Annotated in this window: 13 protein-coding genes; 5 read left to right on the forward strand and 8 right to left on the reverse strand. The window is 70.2% G+C overall.

Translation table 11 applies throughout. From position 1 onward, the window contains the following. Positions 1-7: 7 nt before the first annotated feature. Positions 8-2,845 (reverse strand): hypothetical protein, encoded by a 2,838-nt coding sequence (locus tag NQZ70_RS04930; RefSeq protein ID WP_129573178.1) that lies wholly within the window; start codon positions 2,843-2,845, stop codon positions 8-10. Positions 2,846-3,133: 288 nt separating this feature from the next. Here NQZ70_RS04930 and NQZ70_RS04935 point away from each other — a divergent pair, with 288 nt between their 5' ends. Continuing rightward, the gene (locus NQZ70_RS04935; RefSeq protein WP_129573179.1) at positions 3,134-4,072 is read left to right on the forward strand and encodes a PEGA domain-containing protein; all 939 of its coding nucleotides are present in this window, start codon (positions 3,134-3,136) and stop codon (positions 4,070-4,072) included. 3 nt (positions 4,073-4,075) lie between these two features. Here NQZ70_RS04935 and NQZ70_RS04940 read toward each other — a convergent pair whose 3' ends face one another. After that, positions 4,076-5,566 (reverse strand): serine/threonine-protein kinase, encoded by a 1,491-nt coding sequence (locus NQZ70_RS04940; protein ID WP_129573180.1) that lies wholly within the window; start codon positions 5,564-5,566, stop codon positions 4,076-4,078. Positions 5,567-6,111: 545 nt separating this feature from the next. Then, the gene (gene rph, locus NQZ70_RS04945; protein WP_129573181.1) at positions 6,112-8,730 is read right to left on the reverse strand and encodes a rifamycin-inactivating phosphotransferase; all 2,619 of its coding nucleotides are present in this window, start codon (positions 8,728-8,730) and stop codon (positions 6,112-6,114) included. A gap of 217 nt (positions 8,731-8,947) precedes the next feature. Here rph and NQZ70_RS04950 point away from each other — a divergent pair, with 217 nt between their 5' ends. Further along, positions 8,948-10,459, forward strand: coding sequence for a radical SAM protein (locus NQZ70_RS04950; RefSeq protein ID WP_129573182.1), 1,512 nt, complete (start codon positions 8,948-8,950; stop codon positions 10,457-10,459). Further along, positions 10,456-11,292, forward strand: a complete 837-nt coding sequence (locus NQZ70_RS04955) for an acyl-CoA desaturase (protein WP_129573183.1) — start codon at positions 10,456-10,458, stop codon at positions 11,290-11,292. The genes NQZ70_RS04950 and NQZ70_RS04955 overlap by 4 nt, the downstream gene beginning before the upstream one ends. Here the strand turns inward: NQZ70_RS04955 and NQZ70_RS04960 are convergent. The 3 genes from NQZ70_RS04960 to NQZ70_RS04970 all read right to left on the reverse strand — a co-directional run bounded on the left by NQZ70_RS04960 (position 11,195) and on the right by NQZ70_RS04970 (position 13,992). After that, positions 11,195-12,997: a DEAD/DEAH box helicase gene (locus NQZ70_RS04960; RefSeq protein WP_129573184.1), complete on the reverse strand. Its 1,803-nt coding sequence runs from the start codon at positions 12,995-12,997 to the stop codon at positions 11,195-11,197. The genes NQZ70_RS04955 and NQZ70_RS04960 overlap by 98 nt on opposite strands. Before the next feature lie 61 nt (positions 12,998-13,058). After that, the gene (locus NQZ70_RS04965) at positions 13,059-13,505 is read right to left on the reverse strand and encodes a hypothetical protein (RefSeq protein ID WP_129573185.1); all 447 of its coding nucleotides are present in this window, start codon (positions 13,503-13,505) and stop codon (positions 13,059-13,061) included. Positions 13,506-13,527: 22 nt separating this feature from the next. Continuing rightward, positions 13,528-13,992 carry a DUF3565 domain-containing protein gene (locus NQZ70_RS04970; RefSeq protein WP_129573186.1) on the reverse strand — a complete coding sequence of 155 codons (465 nt, stop codon included), beginning with the start codon at positions 13,990-13,992 and terminating at the stop codon, positions 13,528-13,530. 267 nt (positions 13,993-14,259) lie between these two features. Between NQZ70_RS04970 and NQZ70_RS04975 the strand changes: the two genes are divergently transcribed. Continuing rightward, a complete protein-coding gene (locus NQZ70_RS04975) occupies positions 14,260-15,783 on the forward strand; it encodes a dipeptidase (protein ID WP_129573187.1) in 1,524 nt (507 codons plus the stop codon). 96 nt (positions 15,784-15,879) lie between these two features. Here NQZ70_RS04975 and NQZ70_RS04980 read toward each other — a convergent pair whose 3' ends face one another. Next, on the reverse strand, positions 15,880-16,470 hold the full coding sequence (locus NQZ70_RS04980; protein WP_129573188.1) for a malonic semialdehyde reductase: 591 nt from the start codon (positions 16,468-16,470) through the stop codon (positions 15,880-15,882). An 89-nt stretch (positions 16,471-16,559) separates the two neighbouring features. Here NQZ70_RS04980 and NQZ70_RS04985 point away from each other — a divergent pair, with 89 nt between their 5' ends. Next, positions 16,560-17,477 (forward strand): LysR family transcriptional regulator, encoded by a 918-nt coding sequence (locus NQZ70_RS04985; RefSeq protein ID WP_129573189.1) that lies wholly within the window; start codon positions 16,560-16,562, stop codon positions 17,475-17,477. A 49-nt stretch (positions 17,478-17,526) separates the two neighbouring features. Here the strand turns inward: NQZ70_RS04985 and NQZ70_RS04990 are convergent, their stop codons facing one another. Beyond that, positions 17,527-18,321 (reverse strand): hypothetical protein, encoded by a 795-nt coding sequence (locus NQZ70_RS04990; protein ID WP_129573190.1) that lies wholly within the window; start codon positions 18,319-18,321, stop codon positions 17,527-17,529. Between the last annotated feature and the right edge of the window lie 80 nt (positions 18,322-18,401).

The raw sequence follows: 18,401 nt of genomic DNA on the forward strand, positions 1-18,401 counted from the left end.
CCTCGGTTCAGCCCCCGCCGGCGCGCCGCACGGCGACGCCGACGCCGGCGGTGCTCCAGCAGTTGCTCACATTCCAGGAGATGGTGGTGTTGGAGTTGGCCACGAGGTAGCCGGCGAGCGCGACCATGGTCGCCGGCGAGGTCAGGCGCAGGTTCATCGTCGAGGTGGCCGAGGTGGGGCTGATGGCGGGGCTGGCGTTGGCGTTGCGCGCCGCCATCACCGTGTACACGAACGAGTTGGTCGCGCTGAAGTTGGTGGTGACCCCTCGGGCCGTGCCGTTGCAGTCCATCGCGTTGTTGAGGAGGCCAGTCGAGGTGGCGCTCGCGAACGGGTTCGACTGATGCACGCCCTTCAGCTCCACCACGTTGGCGAAGTACATGCCCCAGCTGGCCGAGTTCGCCATCTGCACCACCACGGGCCTGGTGCCGGTGGTGGCCGGCAGCTGGCTGTCCAGGAGGTAGTAGATGCGCGCCGTGGCGTTGTTCTCGGTTGTCACCCCGTTGAAGAGCGTCATCGGCGTGCCGTCGTAGGTGACGCTCACCGGCACGAGCGCGTTCTCGGAGGCGACAACCCCGACCAGGACCATGCGATCGTTGCCCGACGGCGACTGCAGCGCGTGGTTCACGGTGATGATGGGCGTCGTCGACCCGCTGGCGCTCACGCTGCCGGTGCCCGAGTTGACGACGACGATGTCCGGCGTGACGACGCAGCTGCCGTTCGAGCAGATGGGCCTCGCTCCCGAGCACACGTGGCCGCAGTCGCCGCAGTTGCTGGAGGTGCCGAGCTGGGTGGTGCAGCCGTCGCTCGGGTCGCCGCACGCCTTCCAGCCCGGGTTGCAGGTGGGCACGCAGGTGCCGCTCCTGCAGGCGGTGGTGCTCGCGTTCGCCTGGAGGCACCGGGTGTTGCAAGCGCCGCAGGCGTTGATGTCGCTGGAGACGTCCTTCTCGCAGCCGTTCATGCCGTCGCCGTCGCAGTTGCGCCACAGGCCGCTGCACACCGGGTTGCAGCCCGACCGGCTGCACTGGTTGCTGGTGACGTGGGCGCTGGCCCCGCTCTCGCACACGAGGTTGCAGCCGAGGCAGTTGCTCGCGTCGCTCCACAGGTCGATGTTGCAGCCGTTCCTCGGTACCCCGCAGTCGTCGTACTGCGCGCTCGTGCACACCGGGTTGCAGGTGCCGTCGATGCACAGGTTGCTGGTGGTGTGGATGGTGTTGCACTGGGTGCCGCAGCCGCCGCAGTGCGCCTCATCGGTCCTGATGTTGGCCTCGCAGCCGTCGGTCAGCGAGCTGTTGCAGTTGGCATAGTCCGCCTTGCAGCTGACGAAGGAGCAGGCGCCGCTCTGGCAGGTCGCGGTGGCGTTTGCGTAGATCGTGTTGCAGTTGACGCCGCCGGCGGCCGCGCAGGCGCCGCAGTGGGTCTGGTTGGCGTTGACGTTCGTCTCGCAGCCGTTGTCCGGGTCGCCGTCGCAGTCGCCCATCCCGCTGTTGCAGGTCCTCACCTTGCACTCGCCGCCCTCGCACTTGGGGGCGCCGCCGGCGATGGTGCAGACCTCGCCGCAGCCGCCGCAGTGGCTGAGGCTCGTCGCCGTGTTTGTCTCGCAGCCGTTCTCGTAGCTGCCGTCGCAGTCGGCGAAGCCCGGCTCGCAGGTGCCGATGGCGCAGCCGGTGGCCGTGCACTTGCCGGTGCCGTTGGCGACCGTGCACAGGCTGCCGCACGTGCCGCAGTTCTCCGGATCGGCGGCCAGGTTCACCTCGCAGCTGTCGTCGGGGTCGCCGTTGCAATCGCCCCTGCCGGCCGGGCAAACCGTCTCTCCGCACTCGCCGTCGCGGCACCAGGGCCTGCCGCCCGCCGTGGGCTTGCACTCGATTCCGCACCCGCCGCAGTTCAACACGTCGCGGGTGACCGCCCTCTCGCAGCCGTCGCCGACCAGGCCGTTGCAGTCGGTGAAGCCCTCGTCGCACGCGATCTTGCACTCCGACGCCTCGCAATACGCGTCGCCGTTCACGGCCGGGCACAGCTCGTCGCACCCGCCGCAATGGCTCGAGTCGGTCGCGGTGTTCACCTCGCAGCCGTTCTCGGGGTCGCCGTCGCAGTCGGCGTAAGGTGCTTCGCACTCCTTGACCTTGCAGGCGCCGCCCTGGCACTCGGCCGTCGCGCGCGGCAGCGCGCACTTCTGGCCGCAGGCGCCGCAGTTGTCCACGTCGCCGCGCAGGTTCACCTCGCACTCACCCTCGACCTGGCGATCGCAGTTGGCGTAGCCATCCGGGCAGGTGGGGCCGCACACGCCGTCGATGCAATCGCTGCTGAGGCAGTCCTTGCTCGAGCGGCAATTTTTTCGGTCCTCGCAGCCCCCGCAGTCGGCGCCGCAGTCCACGTCGCTCTCGGTGCCGTTGTGCACGCCATCGGTGCAGGTCGGCGCGACGCACAGGCCCTCCTGGCACACGCGGCTCTCGCAGTCGCTGGCCAGGTTGCAGTCTTGGCCGGTCGCGCACTTCTTGTCGCAGCTGCCGCCGCAATCGATGTCCGACTCCGAGCCGTCGCGGGCGTGGTTCATGCAACCCGCTTCCTGGCAGATGCCGTCGATGCACTCGCCCTCGGCGCAGTCGCGGCTCGCGGCGCAGCCGGCGCCGAGCGGGCACGGATCGCACTCGCCGCCGCAGTTCAGGCCCGTCTCGCCGTCGGACTGCGCGTCATCGGTACAGTGCGCCGGCGGGCCGGGGTCGTATTCCGACGGGAACTCGAAGTCCGGCACGCTGCACGAGGCGGCGGAGATCCCCGCCGTCAGCGCGGCGGCCGAGAACGCGCGGAGCAGCGCGAAGCAACGCAGAAAGCTCGGGGTCGACATCCAACGGCAAAAGTATCATCCTCCGGCGGATCTCGCGGCCACAAATCGAGACGGCGGCAGGAGCAGCGCCGGGAACAGCGCCGAGCTCTGCCGGCACGCTCGCACCTCCGACGACGACGCGGCGCGGCGTCGCGCCGCGAAGGCCGCGCCGCCACGTTGACAGGAGCGGAGACGGCAAGCGACTATGGTAAGCCTCGCATGAGGAGTCTTCTACGAATGTTCCGCGTCGCAGCGGTGAGGAATTTTCTACGAATGTTCCGCGTCGCAGCGGTGAGGAATTTTCCACGGATGTTCCGCGTCGCAGCGGTGCTGCTGCTGCTCGAGGCGCCCGCGCTCGCCCAGGACGACGACGCGCTCAAGCGAGCTCGCGCGCAGTTCCAGCAAGCGACCGAGCTCGAGCAGGCGGGCAACTGGGCCGCGGCCCTGCAGCAGTTCCGCGAGGTCGGCCAGGTGCGGATGACGCCGCAAGTCCGGTTCCACATCGCCGTGTGCGAGGAGAACCTGGGGCGGCTCGTGGCCGCGCTCGGCGGCTACGAGCTGGCGCTCGCCGAGGCCGACGCCGTGGGGCCCGATTTTCGGGGCGAGGTCGAGCAGTCGATCGGCCGGCTGCGCGCCCGGATCCCGAAGCTCGTCATCGCGCGCGGCAAGGGGGCGGCCTCCGCGGCCATGGCGCTCGACGGCGTCGCCCTCGGCGGTGCGTCGATCGGCGTCGAGGTGCCGCTCGATCCCGGGCCTCACGCGCTCACCGCCAAGGCGCCCAATCACAAGCCGTTTCAAAAGACGGTGGAGCTGAAAGAGGGAGGGGTGACGCGCGTCGAGGTGACGCTCGAAGCGTTGCCGCAAGAGTTGCTGATCCGGGCGGGCGCCTTGCAGGAGAAGCCGCCGTCCAAGGTGGTGCCGGTCGTCGTCGGGGGCGTCGGCGCCGCGAGCCTGGTCGGCTCCGGGGTGCTGTTCTTGCTCCGCCAGGGGGCGCTCAAGGATCTCGAAGACGCCTGCGGTCCGGGCGGCAAGTCGTGCCCGCGCTCCATGGCGTCGCGCTACGACGACCTCAAGTTCTATCACTACGGCGCGCAGGTGGCGCTCGGCGTCGGCGTCGCCGCGGTCGGCACGGCGACCGCGATCTTGCTCCTCCAGAAGAAGCCCAAAGAGCCCGCGAAGACCTCGCTCGAGCTCGCGCCCGTCGCGGGCGCATCCGAGATAGGCGCGAGTCTCTCAGGCGCGTTCTGAGCGTCAGAACCCCGGATCGTGCTTCCACGACTTGGGCGGCGCGGACGTCGGCGCCGGGCTCGGCGACTTGACCTGCTCGGCGGGCTTGTCCCGACGGCGGGGCGCTGGGCTCGCGGGTGATGCCGGGCGCGGCGCCGGCGCTGCGCTGGCCGAGGCGGAGGCAGAGGGCTCGCCCGGGGGCGCGCCGACCTCGGTCGCAGGGGGCGCCTCCGCCTGGGGAGGCGCCGGCGCCTCCGTCTTGGGGAGCGCCGGCGCCGGGGCGGCGGTCGCGGCGACGGAAGGAAGAGGGGCTGGTGCGTCGGCGCTCCGGAGCAGCAGCACGGTGAGCAGGCCGGCGGCGAAGAGACAGAGGATCACGACGGCGAGCGGCGCGCGGCTCCTGGAGCGCGCGAACGGAGGGAGCTCGTCGTCGAGCGCGCCCCTTCCCGCCGCGCCCGGGGCTGCGCGGCGGGGGTCGACGGGGTTGAAGGCGCTCACCACCGAGTGGCTCGTGCCGGTCACGTCGGAGATGCCGAGGTTGCCGCTCGGCGGATTGCGGTCGGCGCGCTCCAGCGCTTCGGCGAGGGCCGCGCGCGTTTGCTGGTGCTCCTCCTCGAACAGCTCGCGGATGAAATGGGCGACGTCGTCCTCGGTGGCTCGCTGGTTCGGCGGCAGCGCCCTGTCGAGCGCTCGCAGCAGCTCGTTGGCCGTGGCGTAGCGCTGGTCGCGCTCTTTTTCGAGCGCGCGCATCAGCACGGCCTCGAGCAACGGCGGGTAGTCGGGCTGGAACGTGTGCGGCGCCACCACCGGGTCCGGCGACGAGATGGCGAACAGCGTCGCGCCCTCGGATTCCCTGCGGAACGGGTGTTTGCCGGTGGTGAGCGCGTAGAGCACGATGCCCATCGCGAACACGTCGACGCGCCGGTCGATCGCGTCGCCGCGCACCTGCTCGGGCGCCGTGTAGCTCACCTTGCCCTTGAGCTGGCCGGCCTTCGTGGTGCTGTCGTTGAACGCGGTGGCCTTGGCCACGCCGAAGTCCACCACCTTGGCCATGCCGTTGTACGTGACCAGGATGTTCTGCGGGGAGATGTCGCGGTGCACCAGGCCGACGAGCTTGCCGCTGTTGTCCTTGAGCTCGTGCGCGGCGTGCAGGCCGGCGCAGGCCTGCGCCACGATGCGCATGGCGATCGGGATCGGCACGCCGCTCCGCCGCTTCGCGACCTTCATCACCTGGCTGAGCGGGACGCCGTCGATCCACTCCATCGCCAGGAACAGCACGCCGTCCTGCTCGCCGAGGTCGAGGATCTCGACGGCGTGCGGGTGGCGGATCTGGGACGCGAGCGACGCCTCCAGGAGGAACATGCGCTCGAACTGGTCGTCCTCGGACAGCTTCGGCAGCATCGTCTTTACGGCGACGATCTTCTGGAAGCCGCGCGTCCCCTTCAGCCGCGCCGCCCACACCATGGCCATGCCGCCTGCTGCGATCGGCAGCAGCAGCTCGTAACGACCCAACACGGACCCGGGCCCGAGCTCGGCCGAGGCGCTGGGTAAGATATTCGGCGCAGTATTCACGCTACTCGGAAGGTTAACTACGGCCCCTGACTGTACGAGTGTGCGGCGAAACCAAGCAAGAGCCTAGCGGCAAGAAACACGGCGGAGGCAGGTTGCGGCTGTCGCACCAATACCCCACCCCCTTCTTACATTCACCGGCAGCCGGCGGCAACGCTTCGCAGGTGGGCAGCTGCCGCTTCCGCAGGCCGTGGAGTGAAGGCGGCCTCGTCCGGTGCATGGCTCGCTTGTAGATACAGCGTTGTTTTTCCAGGAGGACTGGATCCCATAGAGGGCTCTATGTACACCAGCGCGTGCATCGTGGCTGTACGGTGGGCGGGACGGCCGCAACGAGGAGCTTGACTTCGGATCGCGTTTGGATGTCCGACCCCGGAGACCGCGACCCAGGTGGGCGTGCGGTGGGGGGCGTCTGGCCGACCACGTGCGGCCCGCCTACATGTCGGGCTGGCCCGGCCGGGGTCCCGTCCAGCAAGCGGAAGGCCGCACCTTCCTCAGGTCAGGATCTCGACAACCCCGTCCGATCCATTCACGCGGATGCGTTGCCCATCCCGGATCAACTTGGTCGCATTTTCCACGCTGACGACGGCCGGCAAGCCGTATTCCCGGGCGATCACCGCGCCATGGGTCATCATGCCCCCCACCTCGGTCACCAGGCCCTTGATGGACACGAACACGGGCGTCCAGCTCGGGTCGGTGAAGGCGGTGACCAGGATGTCCCCCGCCTCCAGATCCGCATTGGCCATGTCCATGAGGACGCGGGCTCGCCCCTCGACGACGCCGGAGGAGACCGGTAGGCCGACGAGGGCTCCGGCGGGGAGATCGGCTCGCTTGTACGCACCTGACACGATTTCCCCGTCGGACGTCATGACGCGCGGCGGCGTCATCTTCTTGTGGAGCTCGTGTTCGGCTCTCCGTTGGCTGACGATCTGGTCGTCCAGCCGATGCGTGCGCACGACCTCGCGGAGCTCGTCGAACGTGAGATAGTAGATGTCTTCGAGGTCGTGGATCACGTTGGCCTGCACGAGCCGCTCGGCTTCTCGCAGCAAGGCCTGCTTGTAAACGAAGTAGCGATTGACGATGGCGTACTTCGGATACTCGCGATAACCGAGGAAGCTCCGGAGCCGGCCGATCATCCGCTGGGCTTCGCTGGCCTTCTGCTCCCCATCCGGCAGCTGCCTCAACCGGTCGAGCAGCTCTTGCGCTCGCTGCAAGGCCTCCTGCCGCCCCTGCTCGAACCTCCGCTTGCCGGCGTGAGGCTCGAAGTTCTTGATGTTGCTCACGATCAAGGGGACCAGGGTCGTCGGCTCCTCGCTCCAGCGGGCCCTCGTGATGTCGATTTCCCCGGCGCATCGCATGCCGTATTTCTGAAGGTACGCCAGGATGGCGTCCCGGGCCCGCCGCCCACCGTCGAGCTCGACCAGCTCATCCAGGAAGCCATCGTGCTTCACGTTCTGCAGATACGCGACCACGTCCGGATAAGGGCGGATCACGTCGGCGACGTCCATGAGCTCCAGGCCCATCTCCGACGTGATGTTGTTCGACACGGACTGGGAGAGCGTGTCCGCGGCGTTCCTCTCGCCGAGCCACTCCATCATCTTGTCGTTGAGCCACCATGAAGCGTTCATGGCCGCCATGATCGCGCCCATGTTCGGTGGACCGAACAAGGACTTCTTCATTCGCTGGATGTCCTCCAGGATGAAGTCGAGCAACGCCGTTCCGGTCTTGGTCCGGATGTCGCGCTTCAGCTCCTCGAGCGCGGCCTGGGCACGCTCGATCAGCGCCGTGACGATCGCCGGGTCGTCCTCGACCTGCGCGTCGAAGCGCGAGGGCGACGTGCCTTGCTCGCCCTGGCCGGGGCGCGAGGCCGTCGGATCGGCGGGCAAGGGCTCGATGAAGTCTCCCCGCTCGAGGAGGGTCGAGAGGGCGTCCTTGATGAGCGGATCGGAGCGCCCTATGACATTCATGAGGACGTCCCGGCTGGCCGGTGAGGCCAGCTGCTTCGTGGGATCGACGAACAGCCTGCCACCCGCTGCGTACATATGGCCAGTAGCGGACAGCTGGAACAAGGACAGCCCGAGGGGCTTCATGGGGTCGGTCATCATCTGTTGATGGCCGACGGAGATGTAGACGTGGTTGCCTGGATCCCCTGCTCGGGGGATGGGATACAGCGTCGTGATCGGCCGGCTCTGGACGACGTGGAGCTCCTCCTCGACCAGGCACCACTCGATGTCCTGGGGGTGGCCGAAATGCCCTTCGATCTGCCGGCCCAGGCGCTCGAGCCGCAGGATCTGCGCGTCCGTCAGCACCTGGCCGCCCTGCCGCTCGGGCTCGATCGCCCGCTCTTCGGTGCCGCCCTCCTTCAAGGCGCGCGTGGCCAGCGTCTTCTTGGCGATCGCCTTCTCGATGATCTGGCCGCCCCGCACCTTGTAGCGATCGGCGCTCGCCAGGCCGGAGACCAGGGCCTCCCCCAGGCCGAAGCCAGCCTCGATCGACGACACCTTCCGGTTCGACGTGACGGGATCGGCCGTGAACAAGATCCCGGCCGCCTGCGCGAGGACCATCTTCTGCACCACCACCGCCATGTGGACCTTGCGGTGGTCGAAGCCGTGCTGGATCCGGTAGGTCACCGCCCGCTCGGTGAAGAGCGATGCCCAGCACCGGCGGACGTGCTGCAGGACCGTCTGCGTCCCGATGACGTTCAGGTACGTATCCTGCTGGCCCGCGAAGGAGGCCCCCGGCAAATCCTCCGCCGTCGCGCTGGACCGTACGGCGTAAGCGTCGCCCGCGCCGAGCCTGGAGAGAGCCTGGGTGAGCGCATCCCGCAGGTCCTCGGGCATGGCCGTCCCTTCGATGATCCGGCGCAGCTCGCCGCTGAGCTCCCGGATCCCGCCCCGGTCCTCCACCTCGAGCGACGACAACCGATCGAGCAACCCGCCGATCGACGGCGCTTCTCCCATGATCCGCTGGAAGGCTTCGGTCGTGACGCAAAAGCCAGCGGGCACGCGGATCCCCTCGATCCTGGAGACCTCCCCCAGGTTCGCGCCCTTCCCCCCGACCACCTTGGCCTTCGTTCGATCGACCTCCTGGAGACCGAGCACATAGGTCCGCATCCGTTCACCTCCATCAGGGCGTCGGCAGCTCGTTCGCTGCGACGGATCGTCACGCCCCCCCGTCGAAGGGCGCCACTATAACGACCCACGGAGAGGGCCGCCAGGGACGCGGGGAAGATCGAGGGCGACTTGGGTGGTCCAGCGGACAGCGATCCCGGGGCTGCTCGCGGCGCGGCGCATGGCCTATTCTTGGCGGCTTCTTCAGGAGCCCCCCTCGATGCGCATCGCGATCCTCTCGACCTACACCCACCCGAGCCGCCTGCACCGCAAGGAGCGCTCGATCATGCAGTCCTCCGTGCCCGAGCTCATCGCGGCCCTGTGCCCGCCGGACGCCGAGATCGAGCTCTACAACGAGAAGGAGACGGACATCCCCCTCGATCGTCCCTGGGACCTCGTGTTCTTTTCGTACCTGCACGCCTATTACGAGCACACAAAGGTGCTCTCCGCGCTGCTCCGGCGGCGCGGCGTCACCACCGTGGCCGGCGGCCGGCACGCGAGCCATTTCCGCGCGGACGCGCTCCAGCACTTCGACGCGGTGATCGCGGGCGACCCGGAGTCGAACGTCCCGGCCCTCATCGCCGACTTCCAGCGGAACGAGCTCCAGCCCGTCTACGCGCTCCCTCCGGTGCCCCCGGACCGGATCCCCACCTACCGCTACGATCTGATCGATTACCGGAACAACCTCGTTCGCCTGCCGGGCATCGAGGCGTCGCGCGGCTGCCCCTTCTCCTGCAATTTCTGCGTGCTGACCGGGCACGAGCAGTACCGATACCGCCCGATCGACCACGTGATCCGGGACATCCGCGACAGGATGATCTTCAACCGGCGCATTCCGGGGGTGACCGGCGACGCGTTCAGCTTCCTCGACAACAACCTGGGCGGCTCTCCCCGCTACCTGCGGGAGCTCTGCGAGGCGCTGATCCCTCTCAAGAAGATCTGGGGCTGCGCGCTCACCTTCAACGTGCTGCGCGACCCGGAGCTGGTGCGCCTCATGGGGCGCGCGGGGTGCCGCTACGTCTACACCGGGCTGGAGTCGCTGAACCCCGAGTCGATCAGCGCGATGAACAAGGGCCAGAACAAGCTGAGCGAGGTCCGCGAGGTGATGCACCGGGCCTCGGCGAGCGGGATCGTGCTCTCGTTCGGGCTCCTCGTGGGCGCGGACGGGGACACCAACGAGTACCTCGAGCGGCTGCCCGAATACCTCCACGACCTCGGGGATCAGTGCCCGACGTTCCTGGGGATCGTCTGTCCGTACCCGGAGACGCCGTTCTTCGCGCAGGTGGCGGCCGAGGGGCGGCTCCTGCCCGGGGTGACCAGCCGGGACCTCGACGGGTACACCCTCTGTCACCGGCCGACCCGGCTGGACGCCTCCGAGGCGATCGAGCACTTCCAGCGCCTGAGCCGCGCCCTGGGCGGCCTGCGCAGCGTGGGCCGCCACCTGTGGAGCCGGCTGATGACGAGCGACCTGCCCCGCTACAAGGCGTGCGTCGTGATGTCGGCGCCCGAGGTGATGAGCCTGCGCGCGCCGCTCGCCAACCGCGCGCGCAGCTACATCGCCGGGCGCGACCCGATCGAGGCGTGGGACGCGGCGAGGATGCGGGAGCTCGGCCTCGAGCCGCAGCGCATCGACGCCTCGTCCTGCCGGGCGGATCCGCGCGGCCTCGCCCGGATCCGGCCGCGGCGGGGGAGCGGCCCGGCGGCGGTCGTGCGGGGAGGGGAGCCGTCATGAGGGGCCGCGCGAGCGGCGCGGCGATCGCCTACTTCGCCCTGGTCCACGCGCTGGCCGTCCTCGGGCTGCTCCTGCCGATCCGCGCGAGCTTCGTCGCCCTCGCGGCCGGGCTGTACACGGCGCTCCACCTGTCCACCATCGTCGGCCTGCACCGGCTGCTCTCGCACCGCGCGTTCCGCTGCCCGAGGTGGGTCGAGTACGCGCTCGTGTCGGTGGCGATGATCAGCGGCCAGGGCAGCCCGATCGCGTGGGTGGCGACGCACCGGCGGCACCACGCGCACACCGATCGCGAGGGCGACGTCCACTCGCCGCGGCGAGGCCTCTGGTACGCGCACCTCGGGTGGATCGTCGACGACGGCTCGACCGATCCCCGCGATCCGGAGCGGTACTGCCGCGATCTGGCCGGCGATCCCTACTACCGGTGGCTCCTCCGGTGGCGGTTCGCGCCGCAGGCGGCGGCGGTGCTGCTCGCGGGGCTCGCGCTGGGCTGGGGCGCGGTGCCGTTCGTGTTCTTCCTGCCGCTCGTGTGCTGGATGCACGCGACCTACCTGGTGAACTCGGTCTGCCACGCGCCCCGCTTCGGCCGCCGCGCGTTCGAGACCCGCGACGGGAGCCGCAACGTGGGCTGGGTGGCGGTCCTGACCTTCGGCGAGGGCTGGCACAACAACCACCACGCCTTCCCGCGCGCCGCCCGCTACGGGATGGCGCCAGGGCAGCACGACCTCGCGTTCCTGTTCATCCGCGCGCTCGCGGCGCTGGGGCTCGCGTCGGACCTCCAGCCCGGGCCGGAGGGGCGTGGTGGTCGCGGCGGACCTGAACCTTGCGCCCCTTGAGCCGGGTGGCGCGCAGCGCCTCGATGACGCTGTCCGCCGCGTCGGCCGGCACCTCGACCACGGAGAAGCCGTCCGCGATCTGGATGGCCCCGATGTCGCGCGAGCTCAGCGACGCCTCGTTCGCGATCGCGCCGACCAGATCCGCCGGCCGGATGCCCGCGGCGCGCCCCGCGCCGATGTAGACCCGCACGACGCTGCCGTCGGCCTCCCGCTCCTCGCGCTCCCCGCGCCGCGGCCGCCCAGGGGCCTCTCCCGGCCGCCCGCGCGCCCCCGGCGGGGCGCGCCGCGCGCGGTCGTCGCGCGCGCGCTCCGGCGCGGGCGGCGGCGGCCGGAACGACGGGATCTCCGCCTTGTCCTCCTCCCGATCCCCCTCCGTCGCGCGGTGCGCGAGCTGCACCGCCGCCGCGGCGATGTCCATCACGTCGAACTCGTCGGCGAGCCCCTCGACCACGACCCGGAACCGCTCGGCGCCGCCCTGGAGGAGCGCCTCCCGGAGCGACGCCCGCGTCAGCTCGAGGCGCCGGGCGCGCAGATCGGCCACCGTCGGGAGGGTGGCGGCCTCGATGCGCTGGCCCGTGAGCCGCTCGACGTTGCGGAGCAGGTAGTGCTCGCGCGGCTCGATCAGCGTGATCGCCGCCCCCTCCCGGCCGGCGCGGCCCGTGCGGCCGATGCGGTGGACGTACACCTCGGCGGCGCAGGGGACGTCGTAGTTGATGACGTGCGAGACGTGCTCGATGTCGAGCCCCCGCGCCGCCACGTCGGTCGCGACGAGCAGGTCGGCCGCGCCGGCGCGGAAGCGCGCCATCACGCGATCCCGGTGCTCCTGCGAGAAGCCGCCGTGGAGCGCCTGGGCCTCGTAGCCGCGGGCGCGCAGCGCCTCGGTCAGCTCGTCCACCTCGTTGCGCGTGCGGCAGAAGAGGATCGCCGACGACGGGTCCTCCATGTCGAGCACCCGCGTCAGGGCCGCGGGCTTGTGCGCCCGCGGCACGATATACGCCGTCTGGCGCACGCGCGGGAGCTCGCCCGGGGCCGCCTTCTCGACCGCGATCTTGACCCGCACCGGGTCGCGCAGGTGCCGGCCGGCGATCGCGGCGATCCGCGCCGGCAGCGTCGCCGAGAAGAGCACCGTCTGCCGCTCGCCCGGCGTGGCCGCGAGGATCTCCTCCAGCGCCTCGGCGAAGCCCATGTCGAGCATCTCGTCCGCCTCGTCGAGCACGACGGTGCGGATGCCGTCGAGGGCGAGCGTGCCGCGGCCGATGTGGTCGAGCGCGCGGCCCGGCGTCGCCACGACGACGTGGACCCCGCGCCGGAGCGCGCGCAGCTGCTGCCCGAACGGCTGGCCGCCGTAGACCGACAGCACCTGCACGCCCAGCCGGCGGCCGTAGCGGTGCATCGCCTCGGCCACCTGCATGGCGAGCTCGCGGGTCGGCACGAGCACGAGGGCCACGGGGCGGCCGGGCGGCGCGCTGCCGATCTCCAGCCGCTGGAGCAGCGGCAGCGCGAACGCGGCCGTCTTCCCGGTGCCGGTGGCGGCCTGCCCGAGCAGGTCGCGCCCGCCGAGGAGGTGCGGGATCGCCTCGCGCTGGATCGGGGTGGGCTCTTCGTAGCCGAGCTCGGCGAGCACGCCGAGGAGGGCAGGCCCGATGCCGAGCGCGGCGAAGCTGGCGGACGAGGTGATCGGTTCCACGGCGGCTCCGCGTCTCATGGGCTCACGCCGGCGTCATGGCAAGCCGGCAGGCGGCGCGGCGCGCGCGCCCGCGTCCCGGTCAGCCGAGCCTCGCGGCGAGGGCGCGGTACCGCTCGGACAGGCGCGCGGCGTCCACCCGGCCGAGGAGCGCGCGAGCGGCCTCCTCGGCGCGGGGGCTGCCCTCGGGCGCGCGGCTCATCGCCTCGAGGTGGAGCTCGAGCGCGCGCCTCTGCTCCGCGAGCGCCTGCGCGGCCCGGCCCCGGAGCTCGAGGATCTCCGCCTGCTCCGCGCAGAGCGCCGCGTACGCGCCGATCTTCTCGGGATCGCCGAGCAGGGTGGCCGCGCCCGCGGCGTCGACCCGGTCGAGCATGTCCCGCATCGGGCCGAAGAGCCCGTCCGCGGTGGCGCGGACGAGCAGCTCCGCCTCGTCGAGCTGGCCGGCGCGCCGGAGCCCGGCGATCCGGCCGATGGCCTCGGCGAGCTGCTCGATCATGCGGAGGAGGTAATCGCGCTGCCTGAGCGACATGAGGTCTCCTGATCGATCCTGGTCACGCGCCCTTCGCGTGAAACTCCACGAAGAACCTGACCGGACCTTCGGGCTCGACGTGGTGCAGCACCTCCGGCGCGACGATCCCGGGGGTCTCCGGGGTGAGCAGGAGCTCTCGCCGCGTGGGCCACTCGACGCGGTAGCGGAGCTGCCCCGAGACCACGTGGATCACCCCCCACACCCCGGGCTTTGTCGCGTGGTTCTTCCGGAGCCCGCCGGGGATCGTGCCCTCGTCGAACTCCGCGGTCCGCTTGTAGGCGACCAGCCCGCCCGGCATGTCGAGCCGATCGCAGCGCACGCAATCGAGCTCGGTGCCGAGCATCGAGGCGCGGCCCTCGGCGGTGAGCACCCACGGGCGCACGACGAAGGGGGGCTTGTGCCGGACGTGCTGGCCGTGACCGCAGCTCAGCTCGGCCACCCAGTCGTCCGCGTCGTCCTTGTGGTAGCCCGTGATCGGTCGGAGCATCCCGGCTTCTTGCTCGAGGGCTGGCTGGGATGCCAGCGCGGGAAAGAGCAGAGCGATTCGAGGACGTCAAGCGAGGCCCGCGGCGCGGGCCGGCAGGGACGCAATACTCTCCTGTCAGGTGCTTCTTCGTGGGTCGAAGGGGCATCCGAACCCACTCGGACGCCGCGCCTACGACGCCGTCGGGCGCCGCTGAATCGGGGACCAGGGGCACGATCCGGCCGCCGCGCGGTCTGCCCTACCGCTGAGATCGCGTGATACGCTCCGATCATGCGCACACGCCTTTCCCTCGCGCTCCTCGCCGCCGCGTCGCTCGCGGCCTGCGTTCCTCCTCGAGCACCCGCGGAGTCGCCCGATCCCTTCGCGATGGCCGGGAACGAGGTCGGGCCGTGGACCGAGCCCGCGCCCGAGGTCGTGGAGAGCCCGGTGGGGCCCGAGACGCCGGAGCAGCGGGCCACACGGCTGCTCGCCAAGGCGACCCTCCTCGACGGCCACAGCAGCGTGCCGTCGCCGCTCCTCGGCGGCGCGCTTCGCCGGGCGAGCCCGGACCACGAGGCGACGGCCGAGGAGCTCGCCGGGATGAAGGCGTCGGGCGCCGCCGGCGCGTTCTTCTCGATCCACGTCGGCGCGCCCTCGGCGCAGGCCTCGTTCGGCGGCGGCGCCGCGCGCCGCGCGCTCGATCTCATCGACGCGACCCACCGGCAGATCGAGCGCCACCGCGAGGCGCTGCTGCTCGCGCGGAGCGCGCGGGACGTGCGCCGCGCCAAGCGTGAGGGCCGGATCGCCGCGCTCCTCGGCATCGACGGCGGGCACGCCATCGAGAACTCGCTGCCGGCGCTGCGCTCGTTCTACCGCCTCGGCGTCCGCACCATGGCGCTCACGCACACCACCACGAACAGCTGGGCGGACTCCGCGGGAGGACCCCTCGAGCCCGGGCTCGCCCGCCACCGCGGCCTCTCCTCCTTCGGCGAGACCGTGGTGCGCGAGATGCAGCGGATCGGCATGCTCGTCGACCTCTCGCACGCGTCGGACGACACGTTCCAGGACGTCATGAAGGTGGCCAAGGCGCCGGTCATCACGTCGTCCACGATGCCTGCCGCCGGCCACCTCCGGCGCAACCTCGACGACTACATGCTGCGCGCCGTCGCGGAGAACGGCGGCGTCGTGCTGGTGAACGCCTGGGCGCTCTTCCTCGACGCGACCTATGCGGAGCAGTCCGAGCGCTTCGTGCAGAAGCACGGGGCGCACCTCAAGGAGCTCGGCGAGCGGCTCCAGGGCGACGCGACGGCGCTCCGCGAGGAGATCGAGAAGCTCAGGGCTCAGGAAGCGCCGATGACGCCGCCGCCGCCCTCGCGGATCGCGGACCATATCGATTACCTGGTGAAGATCGCGGGGATCGATCACGTCGCCGTCGGCTCGGTCTTCGGCGGGGGCGAGGCGCTCCAGGCGGGGAGCGCCGGCGCCGACGGGCTCACGGGCATCACGCTGGAGCTCCTCCGCCGCGGCTACTCGGAGGGGGACATCCTCAGCCTGCTGGGCGGGAACTTCGTGCGGGTCCTCGAGCAGGCCGAGGCCTACGCGGCCGCCACGGCGACCACGCTGTCCGGGCACGGCAGCACGCGGCAGCTCACCGCGCCCGAGCTGCGCGAGCTGCAGCTCTTGGACGCGCCGCCGCCGACCCCGTCGCCGCGGGAGTCGCAGTGGTGGATGGCTCCACCGCCCGCGCCGGCCCCGCGGCCCGCGAAGGGCGCGGCGCCGCCGCCCCCGCCGCCGGATCTCGCGCCGTCGCGGTAGCCTCTGCCGGCGGGCCTGGCGCGCGGCGCGGGAGCCGCGCGACCGCCGGCGCCGCGTGGCGACGACCCGGGGCGTCCGAACGGCCTGGGAGCCATTTCAAACCGTCTTCACGGACGTCTCGTAGCCGAGCCGGGGGCCGCGCGGGAAGAGCCCTTCCGGCTTCCCATAGCCGACCATGCAGATGAAGTTCGATCGCAGCGAGGTGCCCTTGAAGAAGGCCTCGTCGACGAGCGCGTTGTCGAATCCGGAGAGCGGACCGACGTCGAACCCGAGCGCTCGCGCGGCAAGCATGAGGTAAGCCCCTTGCAGCGAGCTGTTCCGGAAAGCCGTCTCGTAGCTCAGCTGGAGGTTCGACGTGAAGTACGGCTTGACGTCGTACGCGGGCCACAGCTCGTCGAGCCGCTCGTAGAACCTCTCGTCGTAGGCGATGACGATCGTCGCGGGGGCGCGCTCGACCTGACGCCGGTTCGACTCCATCAGCGCGGGGTAGAGCTTCTCCTTCGCCTCTTTCGAGCGGATGTTGAGGAAGCGGGCCGGCATCGAGTTCACCGACGTGGGGCCCCATTTGAACAATTCGTAAATGGCCTTCAGGTCGTCCTCGGTCACGTCCTGCTCGGTCCAGTCGTGATGCGAGCGCGCCTCGGTGAAGAGCTGCTTCAGGGCCTCGGGCGCCAAGATCTTCTTCATGTGTCGTCTCCCGTTGGCCTCATTGTCCGTCGCGACGGGTGGTTTGACTATGCCGGATAATCCGGATAGTCTATCCGGGGCTACGGATAATGAGCTGGGACCTGAATGCCACGAGGATCTTCGTCGAGGTCGTCACCGCGGGGTCCTTCACGGAGGCCGCGAGGCGCCTGGAGATGCCCTCCTCGACGGTGAGCGACCGGGTCGCCGCCCTGGAGAAGGTCCTGGGCGTGAGCTTGCTCACGCGGACGACGCGGAGCCTGCGGCTGACCGACGCGGGCGAGGAGTACTTCAACAAGAGCGCGCCGGCGGTCCGTCAGCTCGTCGACGCGTTCGATGAGACCTCCGGGGCGCAGGCGCAGCCGAGCGGGACGTTGCGCCTCGCTTGTCCCGCGGAGTTCGCGCCGCTGGAGATCGCCGAGGCCGTGGCCGAGTACCGGAAGAGGTTTCCGCAGATGAGCGTCGAGATCATGTTCTCGAACGAGCTCGCGCATTTTCATCGCGACCGGATCGACGTCGCGATCCGCGGAGGCCACCTGAGGGACTCGAGCCTCAAGGCGAAGAGGCTGGGCCTCGGCCGTTTGATCCTGGCGGCGAGCCCGAAATACCTGCGGCGGTCCGCCCGGATCACCGGTCCAGCGGATCTGCGCGCGCACTCGTGCCTGGGCTTCCTCGGCCCGGACAAGGCCGGCTCCGAAGCCGCCTGGAGCCTGCAGACGGCTTCGGGCCTGAAGGCAAAAATAAAAGCAAGGATCACCACGAGCGCGAACTCGTTCGCGGCGATCGAAGAGCTGATGAAGGCCCACGAGGGGATCGGCTTCGTCCCCGAGAGCTTCATCCGGGGATCCCTCGGCCGCGGAGAGGTCGCTCAGGTCCTCCCGGAGTGGTCGAGCGGCCCCATCCCGGTGCACCTCGTCTTCCCGGCGCATCGAACCCAGCTCCCCAAGGTCCGGGAGATCATCCCCCTCCTGACGATGAAGATACGACCTCTCCTTTCGAGCGAACCGTAGGCTCGGGGCTCGTCACCGGCTTCCTCTTCGACAGCAGGATCCACGACGATCAAATTCCGCCTGAGATATCACTCACGGTCACGAGAGAGGTGATCCCTTCGATCGTCAACCCCGGCGGCACCCGGCACATCACCCCGAACTGTAGCTCTTTACCGATAAGCTCCGCGGCGGCTCCCTGGTACAACTTACGAACGCCGGCAATCTTCGAAAGTGCGCCGGTATCTTGCATGATCCCATCCCTATCGTACCACATGAGCCGGCAGCTCGGGCAAGTCGCGCCGCCCACGCAGGAGTTCGAGTTCGAGCCACTTGTGTTGTAGAGATCCGAGTAGTAGACCGTCGTGTCTCTGACGCTGCGATTATGCTCCCGACTGTCGTCCGAGGGTGGAGCGATCGGGCAGAAGATGTCGACGGGAGAGCTCCCGAGGTTCGTGGCCCCGTACCCGTGCCGATAGACGCTTGCGATCGTACCTTCCGTGCCCGCCGGCGAACATTCGATGCCGCTCGTCTGAACGTAGTTCCCGGCGGTGGTCGATATGGTGGTGTCATCCTCTGGATCGCCCACTCCGTGAGTGCAGTCACCCGTGAGCTGGCAGAGCTTGGCCTTGTAACCGAGGATCGCCGTTTGTCCGGGCACCGAGCACACGAACTCCAGGCCCTTCACGACGGTATCCTCATGGGCCTCCAGCGTGGTGCCGTCGCCCGTACCGCCCGCCCACTGGCCACCGCCGCTCGTCGACCCCGCCAGGTCGATCCGAGCGACGCCGGAGCCGCCGGTATCCGAGACCGCGGCGCTGTAGTAAACCGAGTTATCGGAGGCGCGCATCGCGGCGTAGCAGCTCACGGTCCGCGTCCCCGTCCCTCTGCGATAGGTGTTCTTGATCGTAAGCGAACGCGGCGCGGCAGCGGCTGCCGCTCATGTTG

This window comes from Sorangium sp. So ce836, from assembly GCF_028553905.1.
Lineage (GTDB): Bacteria > Myxococcota_A > Polyangia > Polyangiales > Polyangiaceae > Sorangium > Sorangium cellulosum_D.